General features: G+C 40.4%; 18 protein-coding genes. 3 read left to right on the plus strand and 15 right to left on the minus strand.

Annotated elements, in window-relative coordinates:
• Window positions 1-15: 15 nt before the first annotated feature.
• The 7 genes from Q0093_RS01385 to Q0093_RS01415 all read right to left on the minus strand — a co-directional run bounded on the left by Q0093_RS01385 (window position 16) and on the right by Q0093_RS01415 (window position 9844).
• Complete coding sequence (locus Q0093_RS01385; protein ID WP_294175741.1) at window positions 16-1041, minus strand: fimbrillin family protein; 1026 nt, start codon at window positions 1039-1041, stop codon at window positions 16-18.
• A 111-nt stretch (window positions 1042-1152) separates the two neighbouring features.
• Window positions 1153-2127: a fimbrillin family protein gene (locus Q0093_RS01390; protein WP_297928170.1), complete on the minus strand. Its 975-nt coding sequence runs from the start codon at window positions 2125-2127 to the stop codon at window positions 1153-1155.
• A gap of 51 nt (window positions 2128-2178) precedes the next feature.
• Window positions 2179-3204: a DUF5119 domain-containing protein gene (locus Q0093_RS01395; protein ID WP_297928171.1), complete on the minus strand. Its 1026-nt coding sequence runs from the start codon at window positions 3202-3204 to the stop codon at window positions 2179-2181.
• Complete coding sequence (locus tag Q0093_RS01400; protein ID WP_297928172.1) at window positions 3201-4370, minus strand: DUF3575 domain-containing protein; 1170 nt, start codon at window positions 4368-4370, stop codon at window positions 3201-3203. Before Q0093_RS01400 ends, Q0093_RS01395 begins: the two co-directional genes overlap by 4 nt.
• 452 nt (window positions 4371-4822) lie before the next feature.
• Complete coding sequence (locus Q0093_RS01405) at window positions 4823-5998, minus strand: AraC family transcriptional regulator (RefSeq protein WP_297928173.1); 1176 nt, start codon at window positions 5996-5998, stop codon at window positions 4823-4825.
• A 402-nt stretch (window positions 5999-6400) separates the two neighbouring features.
• Window positions 6401-7645: a hypothetical protein gene (locus Q0093_RS01410; RefSeq protein WP_297928174.1), complete on the minus strand. Its 1245-nt coding sequence runs from the start codon at window positions 7643-7645 to the stop codon at window positions 6401-6403.
• A 3-nt stretch (window positions 7646-7648) separates the two neighbouring features.
• Entirely contained in the window at window positions 7649-9844 is a 2196-nt protein-coding gene (locus Q0093_RS01415; RefSeq protein ID WP_297928175.1) for a radical SAM protein, read from the minus strand.
• A gap of 178 nt (window positions 9845-10022) precedes the next feature.
• On the opposite strand from Q0093_RS01415, the gene Q0093_RS01420 reads away from it, so the two are divergent.
• The 3 genes from Q0093_RS01420 to Q0093_RS01430 all read left to right on the plus strand — a co-directional run bounded on the left by Q0093_RS01420 (window position 10023) and on the right by Q0093_RS01430 (window position 15310).
• A complete protein-coding gene (locus tag Q0093_RS01420) occupies window positions 10023-10166 on the plus strand; it encodes a hypothetical protein (protein WP_294175729.1) in 144 nt (47 codons plus the stop codon).
• Between the two features lie 532 nt (window positions 10167-10698).
• Entirely contained in the window at window positions 10699-13437 is a 2739-nt protein-coding gene (locus Q0093_RS01425) for a hypothetical protein (protein ID WP_297928176.1), read from the plus strand.
• A 22-nt stretch (window positions 13438-13459) separates the two neighbouring features.
• Window positions 13460-15310 (plus strand): glycoside hydrolase family 13 protein, encoded by a 1851-nt coding sequence (locus Q0093_RS01430; protein ID WP_297928177.1) that lies wholly within the window; start codon window positions 13460-13462, stop codon window positions 15308-15310.
• A gap of 194 nt (window positions 15311-15504) precedes the next feature.
• Here Q0093_RS01430 and Q0093_RS01435 read toward each other — a convergent pair whose 3' ends face one another.
• The 8 genes from Q0093_RS01435 to Q0093_RS01470 all read right to left on the minus strand — a co-directional run bounded on the left by Q0093_RS01435 (window position 15505) and on the right by Q0093_RS01470 (window position 21928).
• Window positions 15505-15936 carry a hypothetical protein gene (locus tag Q0093_RS01435; RefSeq protein ID WP_297928178.1) on the minus strand — a complete coding sequence of 144 codons (432 nt, stop codon included), beginning with the start codon at window positions 15934-15936 and terminating at the stop codon, window positions 15505-15507.
• Between the two features lie 14 nt (window positions 15937-15950).
• Window positions 15951-16388 (minus strand): hypothetical protein, encoded by a 438-nt coding sequence (locus tag Q0093_RS01440; RefSeq protein WP_297928179.1) that lies wholly within the window; start codon window positions 16386-16388, stop codon window positions 15951-15953.
• 159 nt (window positions 16389-16547) lie between these two features.
• Entirely contained in the window at window positions 16548-16982 is a 435-nt protein-coding gene (locus Q0093_RS01445) for a hypothetical protein (protein WP_297928180.1), read from the minus strand.
• A gap of 164 nt (window positions 16983-17146) precedes the next feature.
• On the minus strand, window positions 17147-17560 hold the full coding sequence (locus tag Q0093_RS01450; protein WP_297928181.1) for a hypothetical protein: 414 nt from the start codon (window positions 17558-17560) through the stop codon (window positions 17147-17149).
• Window positions 17561-17577: 17 nt separating this feature from the next.
• Entirely contained in the window at window positions 17578-18036 is a 459-nt protein-coding gene (locus tag Q0093_RS01455; protein ID WP_297928182.1) for a hypothetical protein, read from the minus strand.
• Window positions 18029-18508: a hypothetical protein gene (locus Q0093_RS01460; protein ID WP_297928183.1), complete on the minus strand. Its 480-nt coding sequence runs from the start codon at window positions 18506-18508 to the stop codon at window positions 18029-18031. The genes Q0093_RS01455 and Q0093_RS01460 overlap by 8 nt, the downstream gene beginning before the upstream one ends.
• Window positions 18505-19020, minus strand: coding sequence for a hypothetical protein (locus Q0093_RS01465; RefSeq protein WP_297928184.1), 516 nt, complete (start codon window positions 19018-19020; stop codon window positions 18505-18507). The genes Q0093_RS01460 and Q0093_RS01465 overlap by 4 nt, the downstream gene beginning before the upstream one ends.
• Window positions 19021-19030: 10 nt before the next feature.
• A complete protein-coding gene (locus tag Q0093_RS01470; protein ID WP_367175050.1) occupies window positions 19031-21928 on the minus strand; it encodes an RHS repeat domain-containing protein in 2898 nt (965 codons plus the stop codon).
• Window positions 21929-22075 lie beyond the last annotated feature (147 nt).

A 22075-nucleotide genomic window follows, 5' to 3' on the forward strand; every position in this document is an offset into this window, starting at 1 on the left:
ATCCTTTTATTTTTATCACTCGACAATAATAATTCCACCCGTAGCTTCACCCCATGCATTTACAGTAGGCGTATCGAACAAGATCCGGTCTTCATCCGAAATGGTAAACGTGTAACGATAATGCTTACCCGCTTCCCATGTTGTCAACGGCAGAGACACCAACGGAATCGTAGATGTGCAGGGTTCTCTATCCGACGCCGAAGAATAAGTCACTTCAAAATAATATTCGATAGTAATATCCTGCGGAAACAGTAAAGCATCTATCAAGGTCGTTCCATCTGCATTTACCGAAATCTCTTCGCTTAACGCGGCAAAGGGTTCGTTCTTTGTAGTACGGTCGCTCTCATCGGTAGAAATAGCCCATCCGGCAGATATAGCTTCTTTATCGGTCAAATCGGCTGCCGAAACTGAAAAATCAGCCGTCTTATGCATACCGTAAAGCTTAGCGGAATGGATAACCGGATTAAAACCTTCGATACCGTCTGAGGCCGCATTGCGCTTTACCACAAACTCCACACGTGCTAATAAATGACCGAACGTAAAAGCCACTTTACCGGTATTACTGCCGGAAATATTCAAGGCAGAAGCTGCCATGAGATCATATCCTTTAGAAGCGTCGAAAGCCGTCACAAAAAGATCTCCGTCTTCATTATAACGGGCAGCAGTCGCCGCATTTGCTATCAGATCGATTGCTGACGGATATAAAGCGTAAAATGAATATGTTTTGTCTGCTTTCCAATAGCGTAATCCCTCATAGGTCCAAACAGAACCGTCCGGTGTCGATACCGTAGTAGCATTAAAAACCTCACCGGCGGCATCTTCCGGTATATACCATCCCCAAACGGAAAAAGCGCTACCTGCAGTAAAACTTTCTACCGCACTCCGAGTCAACACCGGAGTACGGAAATCAATCGCCATACCATCGACTCCTCCTTTTTCCGTATCATGTACGAGAATGTTTGTACATGATGTTAACAGTAACGTAACCGTTATCATCGGGAAATAAAAAAACCTTTTCACCATTCTTTCGATTCTCCCCATATATACCAGCTTATTTCTTAGATAAAAACACCTCTGAAGTGTTGTTTTGAGTGACTATAAGGGGACATTCAACCCCTTATAGCCTATATACCTTATAACTAAAAGTATATTTTAATTGAGGTTAAGATCAGAATCGGTAAATTCGTCCCACTCTTCTACTGTCGTTACATCAAACAATATAGGTTTCAATGTATCATCCACTTTATCCGGATTGATCGTAACCGTATAATTATATGCTAACCCGGCATCCCACTTATTTGATTCGGCAATAGCCATAGTTCCCGTAAAAGATCCTTCTTTATTATAACCACCGCCATCAGTTACTGTTACTTTAAAAGAAACAGCAATAGAATTCGTGTTTTCTTGAGGAATCACATATTTTACTTCTGACTCTGCCTGACCTTCAGCTGTCGCATAATCGTCGATATCGGCAAAAGAATATTCTCCTGAATTTTCTCCTGACCACGTACCGACAACTTTATCTACCATCGTACCGGTTGCTGTCTGAATAGCTTTAGAAATCTTCAATTCCGAAACTTTCATCGTATAGGTTTCGGCAGCATCGGTTTTGAACGTAAATTTAACTTTAGAAAGCATGTGCTTAAAAGAAAGTTGCACCTTTGAAGGATCTCCAGCTCCATCCCATGATACATTGTCTGAAGTAGCAGCAATCAAGTCATTTGCTCCGGCAGAATAATCTGAAAACGTCAAAGTCTTAGATGTAGGATCATATGATATACCGGTAGTCAGCTGAGATGTTCCGTCGGCATAAGCACCGAAACTATAAGTTTTATTTACTTGCCAATAAGCGGTCTCATCAGGAGTCCAAACAGCACCGCTACCCACAGAAGCACCCGAAACCTTTACATTGTTGAACACATCAACCCATGACGATTCATTTTGATAATCACCATACACCCAAAACTGCGTGAAATCGGCATTCGTCACATCTGCTCTTGTGGTATTGTTTACAAAAGCATTCGAAAAATTGATTGCACGAGACTGAGGTATATCTACCACTTCATTGTTCGTACAACCGGTTAAGGCTATAACAGCCACTCCAAGAATCCATAAACTTTTTTTCATAACTTCTACAATTAAAAATTAAATAAATTACTTGTTGTTTTTTTATATCTTTTAGTTTAACGGAAGTTCTACATCGATATATTCTCCCCAACCATCCACTGTTACGTCAAAGCTGCCGCTTCCTTCAGTTCCTTCTTCATCCGATATCTCGATATCTTTCACGACAATAACACCACCGCGAGGCTGCCCTGTAACTTGATCCGTCACATCAAACTCAAAAGTCTTGAATTTTCCGTTCAACATTCGTACCTCCAAGTTCAAGGCATAGTGCTTTCCCTGTCTATCCGTAACATAATGATCTCCCGGATAATCCGGCACTCCGAACGAATAGACAAGAGCTTCTGCTCCGAAATCTTCTACCGTGCAATCGAACATTACCGTTACGGCATCTGCACCCGTATGCCCGTCTTCAAGGTAAACGCTTTCTGCCATACCCGCCAATGCACCTCGTGCCAATGCCACATATTGCGCACCTTTTTTAAATTCGTAACGTATCAGATAGGTATAAGTCAACGGACGCATAATAACAGGTAACTCTATCGACTCTAACGTACGTTCTGCAAAATGCTCCTTCACATAAGCACCGTAAAGCATATCCGGCGGACTTACCGTGCGTTCTCCGGCATGCAACTCTTTAAAACTACTGCGCGTACGAGTACGGGTCGTAGCCGAAGCAGATGCCGAAGTGGTAAGATCATTAAAAAGAATGTATTCGGTATCATTATTATAAAACAGTAATGAATGGACACCCTCTTTCATAGGCAAACGGCCACCCTCCGCCGACAAATTATTTTCGGAGAAACCTCCACCGGCAGAATAGACAAGAGCCCGAATCCCCTCAGCAATGTCCGGACGTAATTCATCATATTCACGTCCCCACAAAATATTCCAATTCTGTTCCCAATCAAAATCATAGGCACGTTCCCATTCCTGCTCCCAATCGGCTACAATCACGGTTTTTACCGAAGCGCTATGTAGCTCATGATCATAACACAATTCTTTCCGGCATCCGAAAGTCAATAAAGGCAATACCAAAAACAATCCGTACCTTACCGTCATAGAGAGAAAGTATTTCATCTTTTACCTCCTTTCTTTCCCATCCAACAACCGATATTCCAGACAAAAGCCAACTTCAGTTTTAATGGACCGAAATAATTGGTACGTATCGACTGTTGATACACATAATGCTCGTCAATAGGTAAGTAATCTTCAGAATTCGCATGCAGAAAACCCGCACCGATACCGGCTTCTAAAGCAAAATATTTTCCGATAGGGAACATATATCCGTAACTGATACCGGCATACTCGCCTTCACCTTTATAACCACGATTCCCGTTCTCCAGATCATACCAGCCTCCACCGATGAACAACCCGAAATAATGACCCTTGCGAGCTCCTTCGGATTTGAACCAATACCGCACTTCAGGACTAATCTGAGCTAATTGGTAATATTTGTGCTTCGTATCTTTATGCCACCAAGCCATAGTACCTTCTAAATTGACCGACCAATGTTTGTTGAAACGATATTCAAATTCCAACGAAGGCAGAAGTATCACGTCATAAAGGAGATTGGTTTTGACAGACAAAGGAATGTTGCGACGAAAGCGCTTCGATATAGGCTCATTCTCGAAAAGAGGCTTTGCCTCAAGAGCTTTTGCAATGTCTTGCTCCGCTATCGGATCGAATTCCATAACCGATTCCAAAGGAATAGTGTCTACTCGCACCGGGATTCTCTGCGATATTACCGCTTCGTTTCGGGTTCTTATCTCAAGAACGGAATCATTGATCGCATCCGATACACTCAGATATTCGATATCTACTAATGCTACTATATCTCTCATTCCCTTATAAGGCATAGCTTTATTAGAAGTACGATAATATGACTCTTTCATGCCCAAATGGGTAATAAAATAAGATTTTACCTGATTACTGCGATTTTTAGCTGCCGCCAAATTTTCTTTTTCGGTAGGATAAGACTGGCAAAATCCTTGAATACGTATAACCGCATCGCCATTAACAATCGATTTACGGTGCATTCTGAGCAATTTCATGGCTTCGGAAATTGCTTTTTCATTACCATTATAAGGAGAATAAAACATCAGTCGCTTAGGCACAAAGCGAAATAGAATAGCTGTATCCGAACAAAAAGGAACATTTTTCCCTTTTTCCCGATCCTGCCCCTGACTTACCTGCACGGTAACAAGTAACAAAATTAATATATATACTATATTTTTCACACGCATTTTTATTATGCTGAATCGTCTAAAATAAGTTTTTTCGTTATATTTTTATATAAGAATATATTATATACCAAACTGTTATCCAACAACTTAATATAAATAAAAAACAGAACAAAAAAATGTTCGTTTAATTGGACAAAGGAGTTTAATTAAAAATATTATTTTAATAAATAGTATAAACACCTAAAAACCAAATTACTATATAATTATTATTTTACATGTGAAAAATGTGTTATCTTTGTCCAATCAAACGAACATTTTTTTCATCATAGATTTGTTCTCTACATATTGGTTGATACGCAATTGCGCAGATATGTTATTTTTCACATCTGGGTAGAAAAATTTGTGCGGCAAAATTATGGCAAAAGGCCAAAAATAGAATTACCATTTTGTAAAATAAAATTTGCAATACGTAAAAAAGATGCTTTTATAATCGCAATTTGACAGAAAAATTACTATTTGGCGGATCGCTTACGATAACGGCTCGGAGTCACTCCATCATGACATTGCACAAAACTACGGTGAAAGACAGCCGGAGAAGAAAAACCGCAACGTTCACCAATTTGTCCCACAGGAATATCAGGATTAGAGACCAGCAATATTTCAGCCTCACGCATACGGTAACTACGTACGACACCACTAAAACTATCTCCGAAACCTTCATTAAAAACACGGGAAAGGTAAGTGCGATTTAACGGCAAAAATTCCGACACATCCATTAATTTGAAATCCTTATTTAAATAAGGCTTTTTATCCGTCATCCAACGAGCTACTTCATCCCGATATGCAGGCAATTTTCCAAGAAACGCACTGTCATCTTCAGAAAGATCGAAATCTTCGAAAATATCTCCCGACAGCAATTGCTCCTCTTTACATACAGCTTCTCTACGTGCAGTCATTTCATCTAACGTATGACTGAAAAAATCTTCTGTATAGGGATTATAATGAAAAAGCCCCTTATAAAGGGTATAACAAAAGAAAACCTGTACCATAAGATTATGCACAATAAAACAACCTGTATTTCCGTCAAACAATAACCAAAAATATGCACAACCTATTAAAAATACCCCAATGGTATAATTTCGCAGCCATGAGATCTCCATGTCCTCAGTTGCAGCATAATTAGACTGACACCACTGTTGATAAACCTCACGATACCGCCAAGTCAAACGCAACAATAACAGCAGATAAAACCCGATAGAAATAAGCAACAATAAACGATACCAAACATTAAACTCTCCAATGTGTTCAAAAAAATCGTCAATATCACGCAGCACAAGAATTTTTTGTCCCAACAAAGGTAACACGGCATAATAAAACAGCACGAGCATGATATAAGGAAGTAACAACAATCCTATACGTCTTAAATTAAGCCACCCCGGACGTACTATTTCCAACGGATAAAGCAACAAAACTATCAAGAAAAAATTACCGGCTACAAGCACAAGCATATCTAAAACTCCTGTACTCGTAAAATCAAAATTCAGAATTCCTGTCAACATGCCTATAACACGCGTCATGTAGATAAGCCCCCATGCAAACATGACCAACGATAACAAACGACGCGAACGATTGCCTCCGGAACGTAGAAAAAGCAAAGCCGCACCACCCACACAAATCACAACAGACATCGTAAGCAATACTTGCAGTATATCGGCATATTCAGGAATCTTCGTATTTATAAATAATATACAATTAAACCCGCACAAAATTAAAGAATAATGCTAAAATATAAAATATATAATCCATTCTATCCCAGTAGATAAAATATATAATAAAAACGTTTCCCGAACAATTTCATCAGGATTTATCAATTTTTTTTACTCAAAATTCACACGATAAGCCATCTAAAAGCGGGTCTAAATTTTCCAATAGAAATAGCATCAGCTCATCTTTACGTTTTCTTTCGGTCTGTTTTTCCTTTTTCAATCGTTAGATAACCAGCTATCTTCCTCGTAAAAACAGAAAAATATTTTCGAAAGAAATTCCCATTTCTCCCGATAAGAAAACATTCTAATAAACGGAAACAACATTCAAATTAATGTCAATGTATATTTCAGCCACGCATAAATTTGATATCCCCAAGCATAATGGGCATTGCTATTCGGGTGATAATGGGAAGTGTCATAAGCCGGAATCCTTAATCCGGAACTTGAAATTTCATAAGGTACTGACTCTGCCGACGGTTGAACATAATAATTAGGTATATAAAAAATCTTTTCGGCAGGATTTTCCAACTGTTGCAAAACGGGATTCCAAGACCAGCATTTATAATGCAAATCATTTTTAAGTAAAGTCATGGCATTGGAAGAAAAATCATAATCCGGATAATATTTCGAAAAAGCCGTACCGAACGCATCGGTCAGTGACAATCCGACAATCATATCGGGAAATTCTTCTTTAATACGGGAGACCAAAGAAGCGATCTGGTCTTTATACTCCTGATTATAAAGGTCATTTAATCCTAACTGAATAATGACATGTGTGGGAGTACACACATACGCATCGGTTACAGATTCTGTCGACAAAGGTTCTCCGTTATCGGTATGTGTTCTAAAACGTTTCAAATAGGCTGCTAATGAGAATTTATTCTTCCCTGTCTGATCTTCGTCATAGAAAGGATTTTCGGCCTTTTCTACGACACGAGAATACAAATAATCCGAAAGTCTCCAACCGCCCCGACATTCGCCATATCCGGTACAAGTTACAATTCCCTCGTCCGTAAGGACATTAAAAGTATTTTTATTCGTCGTACCGATAGTTATGAAATCCGACACTGTCGGCATTGTACCGTCGGAATATCTATCTTGCATAAAAAACTGCCGGGCAATCGACCAAGAAACAGAAGCCCGGCCATCAACACTATTCCACTGTCCTCCATATCCAGCACCCACACTATCCCCTATCGGAAGCAGGCGTATCTGCCGACCTTTACCTACCGTCGATCTCGTCGAAATCCGGGTAATCGTAACCGGGACATCGCATTTATTTATTCCGACCGAAATATCAGTCTCTTGAATATCCGAATTTTGAACAGATTGTCCGCTCCCGAACGGCAACCGATCGTTACCGGTAGCCTGAAAAAAAAGCGGAGCTCGTTTCTTCAGGTAAAACATGTGATCGAGATACAGTACGGGTAGATCGGGATAGGGTTCTTCTCCTTCATGATAAACCGCATATATTTTCTGAGGATACACAGGAACATAAATTTCTTCTTCTTTTTCACAAGAAAACAATAAAAGCGACAATAATAGCGATATGAAAACCTTATACTTCATTTATTATAACAGATACAATCCATGTTCTCTTAACGACTGCCAAAGCGGAGTAGCGATAAACTGATCAAAGCTTCCGAAATGGCAAGCCTTAAATTCGAACTCCAAATCTTTTAAAGTTACCGTTTTTTCATTTTTATCCGACAACCGGACTAATAAATCTTCCAACCATTTTCCCCAATCTGCCTTTAACTGAAAGCGGACATCTTCATCATGAAAATGAAACAAGAATTCGGCAGTACGAATATTTTTTCCTTTTTTATTCCGGTCATAATAACGCACTTCCGGTAGTACCGTTAGCAAACAATGTACCTTCTTATGCCCATCACGCGACACGCAATCTTGCTCATCGACAAGAATACGAGCGATATAGGTCGATGGTATTTGTGTCCTGGGAACCGGATCATCGAACCACTTATGCAAAGGCAACTCAAAACCAGTTCCTCGCATATAATTATAGAGTGATTTCCGCAACCCTTCTCCGAAAATATCATGATCAGCTCCAGCTGTATCTTCAAAATCAATATCATTTCGCGCAAACCCGCCGAACGGTTTTTCGGTAATTCGCACCGCATATCTCTCGGGATGGCATCCTACCGGACTATGAGCCGTCAATGCAAACCGATGCCAAAAAGCAGATTGCACCAATCCGTTTAAAAAAAGTTGCCGTACGACTTCCAACGAATCGATCGTCTCCTGCGCCGTTTCAGAAGGGAACCCGTACATCAGATAAGCATGTACCATAATTCCGGCAGCAGTAAAATGATCGGTCACTCGAGAAACCTGCTCTAAAGAGACACCCTTATTGATCAATTTCAACAAACGGTCGGAGGCAACTTCCAAACCTCCCGAGACGGCTATGCACCCGGACTGTTTCAACAAACGGCAGAGATCTCGTGTATAACTCTTTTCAAACCGTACGTTCGTCCACCACACAACAGACATACGACGTTTCAATATTTCCAACGCCAGCTCTTTCAACAGCATAGGAGGTGCTGCCTCATCTACAAAATGAAAGCCTCTTTCTCCTGTGCGACATATCATTTCCTCCATACGATCGGCAATCTCGACAGCTGTTAAAGGCTCGTATCGCCCGATATAATCAAGAGAGCCATCGCAAAAGGCGCATTTCCCCCAGTAACAGCCATGTGCCAAAATCAATTTATTCCATCGTCCGTTGCTCCACAAAGCATGCATCGGATTAGCGATTTCGATAACCGAAAGATATTTGTCTAACGGTAGTCCCGCATAATCGGGAACACCCCTTTCCCGCATCGGAACATCCGGAATTTCCGGATTATTCAAATAACGAACTTCTCCGTCCCGACATAAATATGTACGGACATAATTCGCTTCATCTCCAGTCAACAATTGACGTAAAGGCGTTTCACCGTCATCTAACGTAATAAAATCGACATATTCAAATACCCGAGCATCGGACAATTGCCGCAATTCGGTAGAGGCAAATCCTCCACCCATCTCCACCCGAATATCTGGATAATTACCTTTTATAAATTCACCGCAACGTAATGCGCTGTACAGATTTCCCGGAAAAGGAACGGACAGCATCACCCAATCCGGATTGCAGCTTTCTATTTTCTCTTGCAAAACAGAAAACATCAACCGGTCTATATAAGCCGGAGATTTGCGCAACTCCTGATACAACTCATCGAAAGAGGAGGCCGAACGTCCCAATCTCTCGGCATAACGGCTAAAACCGAAATGAGGATCGATAACTCCCGTGATAAAGTCGGCAATATCCTCGAGATAAAGTGTTACAAGATGCTTAGCCTTATCTTGTAATCCCATCGTACCGAATGCCCACTCCATATCTTCTTCCTCAGGTTTTCGATTACCTGCAGGAAGAAAAGATCCGTCGCAAATCGTATGAGCCAAAGTTTGCTCTCTTCCTTGCAAATAAGCTACTGCCCGATCTACCGTCAGAATATATTCTTCCCGAAGGACAAATGTTCTACGAAATTTCGGAATGATACGTGACGAATAATACAATTCCGCTTCACGGAACATCTGACGAAGCCCGTCTTTTGAAAAAAGCCGCAAGATTACTTCCAAACCGAGATCCATCTGATCGGACTTTATTCCCAATGTACTAAGATACCCTTTCAAACAAGCGGTTGCCGGATAAGGTGTATTTAGCTGCGTAAAAGGCGGTGTAATCAATAATACAGTATGATCGGGCATAGTATTTCGTTTAACAATGAAACAAAAGTATCAAATTCCTGCCATATTCCCAATATTATCCGTCCCGATAAACGATAAGGCATCCACTCCATCGGAAATTACAAGATATTCCACCTGTTAAAGGAGGTATAAAACCGTGAGTCGAACCGAACCAAGCATAACCGAACCGAACAAACAAATGTCATACTTTTTTCACTTAATTACTGCCAATGCTGCCATAGAAATGCTAAAAACGCACAAACTATTCAATCAACTTTCATTTCACGACCCGGACGCTACTTCTCTGTTGAAATTTACAAAAGCAATAGAAGTAACCGAGTAACCCTATCAAAAAAACGACAGTCTTTAATCGGATCGTAATCCGGAGACCTCCTGTATCGTTCCAATCTATTTATCCGATACCTGCCCCCGAACCGCTCGACATATACCACCTATTCTTTCGACAATCGACTTTTCCCGTACCGGTAAGAAAATTAACGAATAACATTCAACTATTCACCGGAACAGTTTGTTTAATTAAAAGCTTGTTTAAATTTTGCTCGGATCGGCTTTGTGAACGCTTTTTGTTTTTTATAAGAATAACCGGGAACAGAGCGAAAGAAAATGGAAAGAATGCTCTAATTGAATCTCTATCGGGAAATTTAAACCGGCTCTTAGAGTCTGTCTAAATTTTGCTCGGGTCAGTTTTGAGAGTTTCTTACGAGGATATTTTTCTGTTTTCAGGAGGAGGATAGCGGGCTATCTGACGAGTGAAAACGGGGAAAAAGACCGGAAGAAAGCGCAAAGATGACCTGATAGTATTTTTTATCGGAAAATTTAAACAGGCTCTTAGGCAACGATAAACAGTAAAAGTCATGAAAATATTTTCTGCGATTCTAATTTCAGGAGTCTTTCTTACGACAGCATGCACTCAAAAGGAAAACACCGTGATATACAAAGGAAATACCTACACGGTATACGACAACCGGGTAGAACAAGGTAAATTCAGAGCGGTTGCCATTTCAAAAGACGAAATACGATCTGATTATGAAAGTCCTGCGGACAAAGGTTACTCTCCTACCATACATTTCAAATTCAGTATCAATAGCCGTGATAACGAACTCCCGGCAGGTGAAGAACATATCATCACTTTAAAACCCCAGAACGATACATGTGTTTCTCCGGTAATTCTGTTCGGCGAAAGATACACGGCTATCGATACGAATGCCGAGTCTATTCCGTTGCCTCATCGTACGGTATGGACAGTCAGAGTCGATATGTCTCCCATGTTCAAAGCTTTTAAAAAACAAGGATTTTACAAAACTCCGACAGGAGACATCATTTCGGAATCCGATTTCAAAGGAGTATATATCGCCGGTGGCAGCGAACCGATGACATGGGACTTTGAAAACCTGTATAGTCGGGAGGGCATGGAACTTTCCGATCCGGACAAAAACGGCATATACGAAATTTCCCTTACGATGAACACCAAAGAACCGCGCAAAGAAAACTATTCCGTATGGAGCTTATCTGCCGACATCGACGCATTCCCTCAATATGGTTCACAGCAACTCCTGATAGATGCCTTATACCGCATGTCTTTGAATGAACTATTAGACAATATTCGTCCGGACGGAACTCTCCGTGCCGGTGCAGCATGGGATGGAGTGTGGACTCGCGACATCAGTTACTCCATTTATCTGGCACTCGCCTATATTTATCCGGATGCCGCACAAAAAAGTCTTATCGCAAAAGTCAACAATAATCGGATCATTCAAGATACGGGAACAGGGGGCGCATGGCCTGTATCGAGTGACCGGATGATTTGGAGCGTAGCGGCATGGGAACTTTATAAATACACCGGAGATAAAGAGTGGTTGCAATATGCTTTCGAAGTAATCCGCAACTCGGCTCAAGATGATCAATTTACATTAAAAGACCCTACGACGGGATTATTCAGGGGAGAGCAAAGTTATCTCGATTGGAGAGAACAATCTTATCCTCGTTGGATGCAGCCGGCAGATATTTATCAGTCGCTTTGTCTGGGAACAAATGCCGTACATTGTCGAACATACGGCATTTTGGCTGAAATGGCCGCCGAATTGGGAAAAGATGCGTCAATATTCCAACAGCAGACCGATTCTCTGAAAACAGCGATAAACCGTCATTTATGGATAGAGACGAAAGAATATTACGGACAATATTTATACGGAGGTATCTATCCCATATTGTCACCGGGCATCGATAATCTCGGCGAATCGCTAAGTATTTTATTCGATATAGCTTCTAACGAACAGGCACGCCGCATGATAGCCCGCATACCGGTCGCTGAATACGGCGCAACGAGCATTTACCCGCAAATAGGTGAAATAAAGCCGTATCATAATAATGCCGTGTGGCCGTTCGTACAAGCGTTTTGGAATCTGGCTTCAGCTAAAGCAGAAAACGAAGCTTCGGTAACTCGAGGTTTGGGCGCATTATATCGTGCAGCAGCTTTATTTACCACAAATAAAGAATTATTCGTCGCATCGACAGGTGATTACAGCGGTACGGCAGTAAATTCGGATAAGATGCTATGGAGCCTGTCAGGCAATATTGCCATGATATACCGACTGTTTTACGGAATAAAATTCGAGACGGACGGAATACGTTTTACTCCTTTTGTTCCTCAAAGTATTGCAGGCAACAAAAGAATATCGAACTTCAACTACCGAAAGGCCGTGCTACAAATAGACCTTTCGGGGACAGGAAATCGCATAAAGAAATTTACGATCGACAACGAGGAACAGGCAGAGGCATTTTTTCCTGCAACACTGACAGGAATGCACACGATCAAAATAGAGTTGGAAACGGATTTCCGGACACGGGACAGCATCACGGTACGTCCTATAACCGACATGCCCGAAACCAGTCGACTAGGTTATCAAAAAGACAACAATACGCTCGAAATATTAAACTATAGCCCCGACAACCGATATATAGTTTATCTTAACGGTAAAGGCGAACGCATTATCATGCAGCGTTATTACGGTCTTCCGGTGTTGGATCGTTTCACCCGGGTCGCTGCCGTCCCGGTAAACCGGAGCGGAGTTGCAGGTTTTACCGGCAAACCTTTTACGTGGTTACCTCCACACAGCGAAATACGGATAGAAGCAGAGTCGGTAATTCCCAAATCACCAATAAAAGGATCGGAATATTCGGGTAAGGGATTCATCGAAATCAGCAAGACGAAAAATCGGAAAATAGATTTAATGATTCCGATAAACATTCCGGGACAATATGCAATAGACGTACGATACGCAAATGGAAACGGACCTATCAACACACAAAACAAATGTGCAATACGCTCACTTTTTGCAAACGGACAATTTAAAGGAGCATTGGTAATGCCTCAACGGGGAGAAAACGAATGGGCGAACTGGGGATATTCTAATCCGGTAATCGTTAACCTGAATCGAGGCGGGAATAAAATTTCGATTCGGTTTATCTCTCCACAAGATGAAAACATGAACGGAGAGATAAACAGCGCATTGATCGATTTCATTCGATTAAGACGCATCGGAGACATAAATAAAACTCCGGAAGCACGTCCGATCTGGTTACCTAAGGAATAAAAACACTGATTAAAATTACGATATGAGAAAATTAATTTCCTTTTGTTTATTCTTTTTCTGCATAGCCGGGTTGCAGGCTGCAATCAATATTAAACGTATAGATCCGGCTTTCTGGTGGTGCGGTATGAAAAACAAAGAATTGCAAATCATGGTATACGGCGATAAAATCGGTAACGCGAAAGCATCGCTCAAATATCCGGGTGTCACTTTAGAAAAAGCCGTACGCCTCGACAGTCCCAATTACCTATTTTTATATCTGAATATATCGGATAATGCAAAACCGGGTAAGATGACCATCCGATTCGATCGGGGAAAAGAACACACATCCCGTACATTCGAATTACTACAACGGAACGAACCCGACCGGGACTATACAGGATTCGATGCATCGGACGTGCTGTATTTGATCATGCCCGACCGATTTGCCGATGGAGACCCGAAAACGAATGTAATACCGTCCATGCGATTTCCTGCTCCTGTAAATCGCAATGATCCCAATGCCCGTCATGGAGGCGACCTGCAAGGTATAGAGCAACATCTGGATTATATACAAAATCTGGGAGTGACAGCTATCTGGCTGAACCCGGTACTGGAAAACGATATGCCGGGAGGATCTTATCACGGATACGCTACGACGGATTACTACAAAGTAGATCCGCGCTTCGGAACGAATGAATATTACAAAGGGCTGATTGAAAAATGTCACGAACGAAATATGAAAGTGGTAATGGACATGATCTTCAACCACTGCGGGAGTGAACATATATGGTTCCTCGACCGTCCTTCGAAAGATTGGTTCAACTTTCCGGACGGATATGTGCAGACTTCTTATCGATTGACGCCTCATTTCGACCCTTACGTTTCGACTTATGATAAAAATATTATGGATATGGGATGGTTTGTGGAGTCGATGCCCGACCTGAACCAGCATAATCTGCACTTGATGAAATACCTTACGCAAAACAGCATCTGGTGGATCGAATACTCCGGTATCGACGGCATAAGAATGGATACTCATCCGTATGTATTTTTCGATTCGATGGCGGAGTGGTGTAAAGAGATTCAGAATGAATATCCCAATTTCAACATCGTAGGAGAATGCTGGTACAATACAGAAGCGGGATCGGCTTATTGGCAGGAAAACAGCATATTGGACAAAACCCGAAATTCGCATCTGAAAACGGTTATGGACTTCCCGCTTCAGGGAATCGTACGGGAGGCTTTTATATCCCAAACCGACAGCTGGACCGGATTGAACAAAATATATGACCGTCTTGCTCTGGATTTTATGTATAGCGATCCTATGTCTGTACTTACATTCCTCGATAATCATGACACCGACCGATTTTTATCGGAAGAGCCCGATAATCTGGGTTTCTTCAAACAAGCCATCGCATTTTTACTGACGACACGGGGCATCCCGCAAATTTATTATGGAACGGAAATACTGATGCACGGAAACAAAAAGGAAAGCGACGGACTGGTACGGCTCGATTTTCCGGGTGGCTTTCCGGGAGACAAAGTGAATGATTTTATCACTGCCGACCGGACTCCCTTACAAAACGAAGCTTTCGATTTCATTCAAAAAATTTTGAAATGGCGCAAAGGTAATGAAGTGGTCAGTAAAGGCAATATGACACATTTCATGCCGACAAACGGCATTTACCTTTACCAAAGAAAATTTAAAGATAAACGCATCATCGTTATTATGAACGGTAACGAGACTGCAAAAAGCATCGATATGAGTCGCTATAAAGAGATACTGAAACCGGGTGAGGGAGGTATAGATATAATCAGCGGAGAACCTTTTATATGCTCCCTTCGAATGGAGTTTGCTCCAAGAGCTTTATATATTATAGATATGACTCCATAGCGTGTTGCTATTCGATATGAATACCGGACTAAGAACAATCCGGTATTCATATCGGAATTTCTGAATAGTACCCGTTACTCATGCCTCAAATATCTCTGTGTCTCCTCTCAAAAGGAGAATCAAATACCAAATGCTGCTCTTAGGAAAGGATAAAAAGCTGTGAAACGTGTTACGACCCTGCTTAGTATCTACAATCACTCCGGAGACTTTAAACCTAACGTAAGACTGTCCAGAACAATTGTAAAATTCATTCGTTCCAACTCTTCATATGTATAAAAAAATTCCCGAATAAACGCCCCTTTCAAAACCTCATATATTAATTCAAATTCCCCATAACGTTCTCCATCATTTTTAAATCGATCATAAAAAACAGATACATAATAAAAACGCTCCTCTATAGCCCATTTTTCATCCTCATCCAAGAAAGATGAATTTGCCTGAATCGTTTTCATCGGAGCCCGTCCATATTTATCAATATAATACCAACTTACATTTCTTATCAAAAGGGTCGTATCTGTCTTATTATATATCGCTATCTGAGTATCAAAACCGTCATCTCCGCCGCAACGAAAGCCATATACCGAAAATAATATAAATACGACAATACTATAAATTAAGTGTTTCATTTTTTTCTATTTTTTTAATTTTTTAAACCTAACATAACACTGTCTAAAACAATAGAATAGTTTATTTTTTCCAATTTCCAATCCGGAATTTTGAGTTGTCTAATAATCCCTTTTTCCATAATGATTTTTCTTTTAGTACAATCAGACAAAGTATCTTTATCAATCCTATTATCAAACAAATCTCGATATACATTTATAGTAAGCGAAACACCCATATATTTATCTCTATCCTTATATACAACAACAGTACTCCCTGGATCAATCCTTTCTATACAATTTATATAACAATAGGGATCAAACCCCTTTTTCATATCCATATTCACCAGTAATAATGTTGTATCAATATTACTGGTAATATAGATAGTCATAGTTTCCGTATTTCTATCTCTACACCCAACTAATCCAAATAAAAATATGGAAATGACTATTACTAAATAGATTATCCTACCCATAATCAACATTTTAAACATTACAAACTATTTATCAGATTTAAACATTTAATCAGACATTTTTTACTAATTGGTCTTCAACATTATAATTATCTTCCATAGGTGTCAACAGATTAGAACTGAAGTAATTCATATTCTCAAACTTTAACCCGATATTCCGCTTTATTCCGGAGACTTTAACCCTAACGTAAGGCTGTCCAGAACCAAGACATATCCCCTTTCTTGCATCTCTTTATCATAAATATAAATATATTTTCCTAAATTGAACATCTTTGACTTCAGATCACAATCTATCATTGTATTCAAGTCTCGTTTATCTCCCGTCAAATCTCGACATATTAGAAAATCAAATGCTTTGATATCATAAGGTATTACTAAAGTATATTCAACAAAATCTCTCGGTTCTATTCGAAACATCGGATATCTCCATTCACAAGAACGATCAATATCCTTTGTAAAATAATCGCATATCACAAGCACAAGGGTTGTATCTATATGATTATAGACCTTTACCGTTCGGGTCAAATCCTCTCCACATGAAGAATACGATAACAAAAGGAGAATTCCCAATAATGCAAAAAATACCAATTTTCTCATAACCACATACATTTATCTTATATACCATAAACCGCCCGTCAAGCTCAAACTCTTTATCAAATCAAAACGAACGGAAGTATCTCTTACATCATAATAACGATTATAAGAATAACTAACTATCTTTCACTCCAAAGACTTCAAACCTAACATAAAATTGCCGATTCTCAATTTTTATCCTGAGCCCGTCCCGATTTTTGTCTTTTTAATTCATACAAATAAAGTTGATGGAACTCTTCCGGTGCATACTGTATAATCTCCGTATTTTCCCCCAAATGAGTATTCCTTGACGGAGATTTCTCATTATAATAGATTGGAACCGGCATTCCTACCCAAGGACTCCGCTTAAAACCCGGATAAGTGATCGTGTACTCCTTGCCGTCGACTTTATAACGGCATTCCGCTTCATATTCCGTATCACCGTGTATCGTTTCACAAGTATCCACTTTCACAATCAAAGCCCAAGCAAGCGTGTTATTCTTTCTCATCATACTTCGTGTACGTAACGGTTTTGTAAACCACCATCCCCAAATTATAACCAAAATGATATACAACAAATTCAATAATTTCTTTTTCGACATGATATGTTATTATAAAGTTAATTGATCGGAAGTATAAGTTTCCACTCCAATGAGTCCTCCCGTACCTGACGTTCATAAAATTTTACCGGATTTTGCAATATAGAATCCATCCTCGCATTTTCGGCTCTCATATTCATTTTCGGATCATCAAGATTATACCATATCGGGACACGGAGTCCTATAGGTGGCCTTTTTTTACCAAAAGATATCGAATACGGGACATACCGCTTGTTATCAACATAAAATATTGTTTTCGCAGAATACCTATGCTTACGGTATATGTAATCATAAACAATCGCCTCCGCAACTCCTTTATTGTGACGGATAATATCATACTCCGCTTCTTCTCGTTGAATTCCCCAATAAATAGAACCAAAAAGAAGCCCGAGTCCCGACATAATTAATATCGCAATCAGAATATCCTTTATTTTAGGATATTTATTTATCGTTTTTTTAATCCACTTCATCTTAGTCATTCCCTTTACGTTTGTTTATAGAACTATTTTCTTTTTCTCGATTCAACTGTCTCTCATAGAAATAATAGGGATCGGAACGTAATTTATCGGAAAACTCACTGTAACAGCTATATCTACTCGGTGAATCGGAATCATAATATACAGGCACTCGCAACCCTATCGGAGGGGACACCACAAATTCCGGGAAACGGGCCGTATATTTCTTCCCTTTTACCTGATATTCGCATCGGGCATAATACTCATACGGATTCTCCTGATCACCATAATTTCTTATCGTATCCACAGAAATAATCGTAGCCAATACAAACGTATTACAATCTAACCGCTTTTCATAATCATCCTGTTTTATTATTATGCACAATATCACAACTAAAATTATTAAAGCAAACATTCTTATCAGTCCATAAGCCAACGGTGCACACATCAAACAATAAGAATGCCAATATTCCCAAATAGTTTTAAATATTTTCATTTTGCCACTTGTTCACAAATATCAAATACCCCTTCATATATATCCTTGTCTATCCTCCGTACAGTATCAGATAGTTCCATCTTACCCTCACTCTGTCGATACCAACCATACTCCGGACTACGAAGTATCGTATCCATTACTGCTGTCGTGGCTAATTTATTCGCCTTCGGATTTCTACGATCATAATACACCTGAAAACGAAGACCTATAAACGGAGCAACCCGAAGCGTCTCCAAATTACAGAAATATCTTTTATCATCTACATAAAAAACTCCGATACCCTTATATCCTTCTATCTCATCTTCTTCTGTCGCAATTTCAACCGATTTATAAACTACCGCCACAGCCATACCTCTATACTCCAACGGTGTATCATCATCATAGACATCTTCCCGGATCATCCATCGGATTGCAAAAAAACCTCCGACACAAATACTTAGCAGAACAGCTAATATATAACGTTCCGCAATCTTAGCTCGTTTTACATGCTCCAATCTTTCCTGATTATTCATATTTCTATTTTTAGTGAATTGACAAATCAAGAGCCATATTTTCCCAAAGAGACGTAGAAGGTAAATAAGGTACGGGATAAGGAGGAATAAGTCTTTCATATACCTTTTTTTGCCACACATTTACACCTACTTCAACACCGTAACTTGCAGAAGGAGATATAATCCCCGTAGTTGCCGAAGAAACAATTTCTTTTCTTACCTTTCCAAAAGGTAGCGATTTACCTATCCACCTACTTATTCCTAAAAACGCATAATCAGTAGCTATACCCGTCAAAAACTTATTCCCATTATCAACGATCTCCCATCCCTTTTGAGGTGTAAAATCTATAGCATTTGTCACTACAGGAGATGCCAATTGAACAGACAAACTCGCAATTTTTAATGTATGTTTAGCGGCAATAGTTGCTGTAGAATTGGCAACAGTAGTAGCCATAAATCCTCCTGTTACCGCTCCAACTGCAGCAGATATTCCCACATCAAAAAAATCTATTTTCTTAAAAAAAATATCTTTCCATGACATTTTCTCATCTTTGGGTTGCATTGACCACTCAATAACATTTCTAACAACTTGTCCTGTATAATTTACTAATGCCCCGACTAATGCCCCAACAATAAACTGAATAAACTCGCCATTCTCATCTTTATAAACCAACGGATTATTCAAGCAATAGGTGTACCGATTAAAGTTTTGGCTGAAATCCGGCATCTGCACATAGGGATCGGGACTGAGAAAGCGTCCTATTACCGGATCATACAGCCGGGCATTCATGTGTATCAATCCGTGATACTCAACATGCTTATGTCCGCAATACCCCCGCAACAAAAGCAATTCGGGCGTCTCTCCCGGAGCGTACAGCTCCTGCGTATCGGGATCGCGGAAACGTCCCCACGGATCGTAACTCAACTCTTGCAAAACATTTCCGGATTTGTCTATAACATGAGTAATGCTACCCATATAATCACGACATATATAGAGGTATTCCCACTCATTTTCTCCCCCTATCGGTGACGTACACCAAGCGGTGGTCGCCGAAAAGACATCTCCGTCGAGATACAGCACTCCGCCGAAATGATAACCGTTCAGCTCCTCATATTTATTATCCCATGAAAAATGCTCTCTAAAAAATTCTTTTCCGAGAGAATTTATTCCTTCGATCCTCTCATAATTAAAGTTTCCGTCATAATCATACTGGAACGAAGTTTCTATATCCCCCTCAACAATCTTCTGAGGACGCAACAATTCATTATAGGTAATTTCTTGTGCAGCCTCCGGAACATAATCTCCGTAAGGCGTAACATACTCTATCGTATAAGGACGGTCTTCGGCATACTCAAAAGAACCGACTCCGGAATGGTCAATAATGTTTCCCTTTCCGTCATAAGTTACCGTCTTGCCGTTAAATCCCGTGAGACGGTTCAAGGCATCATAAGAAAAATCTTCCCGGATATTCCGCGTATTATCTTGCCGCCAGGTCAGATTTCCGGTATGAGAATCGAACCGGGTACTCATGTCCTGAATAATCCGATCACCGCAGGTTACGGTACGTCTTAACGGAAATCCGTACCGGTCGTATTCGAAAGTCCGGGTCAGCGGTCCCGTCTCTATCGATACGGGCAGTCCCATATCATTTTCGGCAACAAGCTTCCATGCCGGAGCAGAAGCATCGACTTTGATCTCGGTCTTATGCCCATTGGCATACGTGTAATGCACTCTCCCTATCGTACACGGTAAATAACCGTAATAGTTTATCCAACTTATCTGCCCCAACTCATTATAAGCATACTTGCGTTCTAAACTAAAATAATCATCGATATACTGTATATCTTCCGATAAGCGGCCATATCGGTCGTACTTATAAAAACGCGAACCGGTATTTTCGACAACTTGCGATAAACGGTTATAATTGTCATAACCGAACTTGACGGTACGCAACTCTTTATTGTCTTTGGAGATATTGATCGAGTCTTTTCGTCCGTAACGATCATACAGGGTTCGGGTCTCGACCCCATTCGCATCTTTTTTATAAGTCTGATTTCCAAAAGGGCCGTATCCCCACTCGATCGTACCGGCACTCGGATCGTCCATCCTGATTTTCTGACCGTACACATTATAGGTGAATGCGGTAGTTATATTACCCGGCGCTGTAATCGACTCGGGCTGACCATCGGGACGCAATGTATATTGTATATCTCCTGCCGTATCTGAAACCCGAATCACTCTACCGACAGCATCGAACGTCTTTGAAACCGTTATTCCCTTTTTGGTCTCAGTAACGGTATTCTGCCCGTAATCATACACATCGGTACGTCCCGAAGCATAATCGGTACGGACAAGCCGATCATGAAAGTCATACGTCATCCGATTCCATGCCGAGGGACTCTGGGAACGAAAAGGCAACGATTCCTTTTCGAGCAAACCGTGCTGATTATACACTTTATCGGTAAAGAGATAGTGTCCGTCAAAACGTTGCGCTCCTTTGCGGACTTCCCGACCCAAAGCGTCCTGAAACAGTTTCTCCGTCGGCTTACCCGTGTGGGTAGTCGTTATCTCAGTCAATGCCGACTCCGTTCCCGAAGCCCACGCATAAGTAACGACCGTCTCGGTACTGTCGGGATAAACAGTTCTTAAGGTACGTCCCAAACCGTCATATTCATAATATGTATGCAGCCCTTCGGGATCGGTTTCCCGAACCATATTACCGTAAATATCATATTGCCATTGTGTAACCAAATTCATAGGATCGGTCTTTTTAACAAGTCTTCCATAAGCATCGTATTCATAAAAGGTTATTTGCAGGAAAGAATCATAACTCTGTATATCGTATGCTGTCATATTCTGATCCTCATCATACACATAGCTTTCTTCCGATACGGGAGACGACTCTCCTTGAACTACCGATTTATACATGAGATTATGATAATCATCATATTCATAACTTTCCGATGTCCGTAAATCCGCCTGACCGGAAGCTGAATATGTTGTAGTACGAGTTTTCAACAATCCGGTATAATATTTACTCTCCGTATCGATATTCTGATAAGTATTTTCGATCGT

This window comes from uncultured Coprobacter sp., assembly GCF_947855755.1.
Classification (GTDB): domain Bacteria; phylum Bacteroidota; class Bacteroidia; order Bacteroidales; family Coprobacteraceae; genus Coprobacter.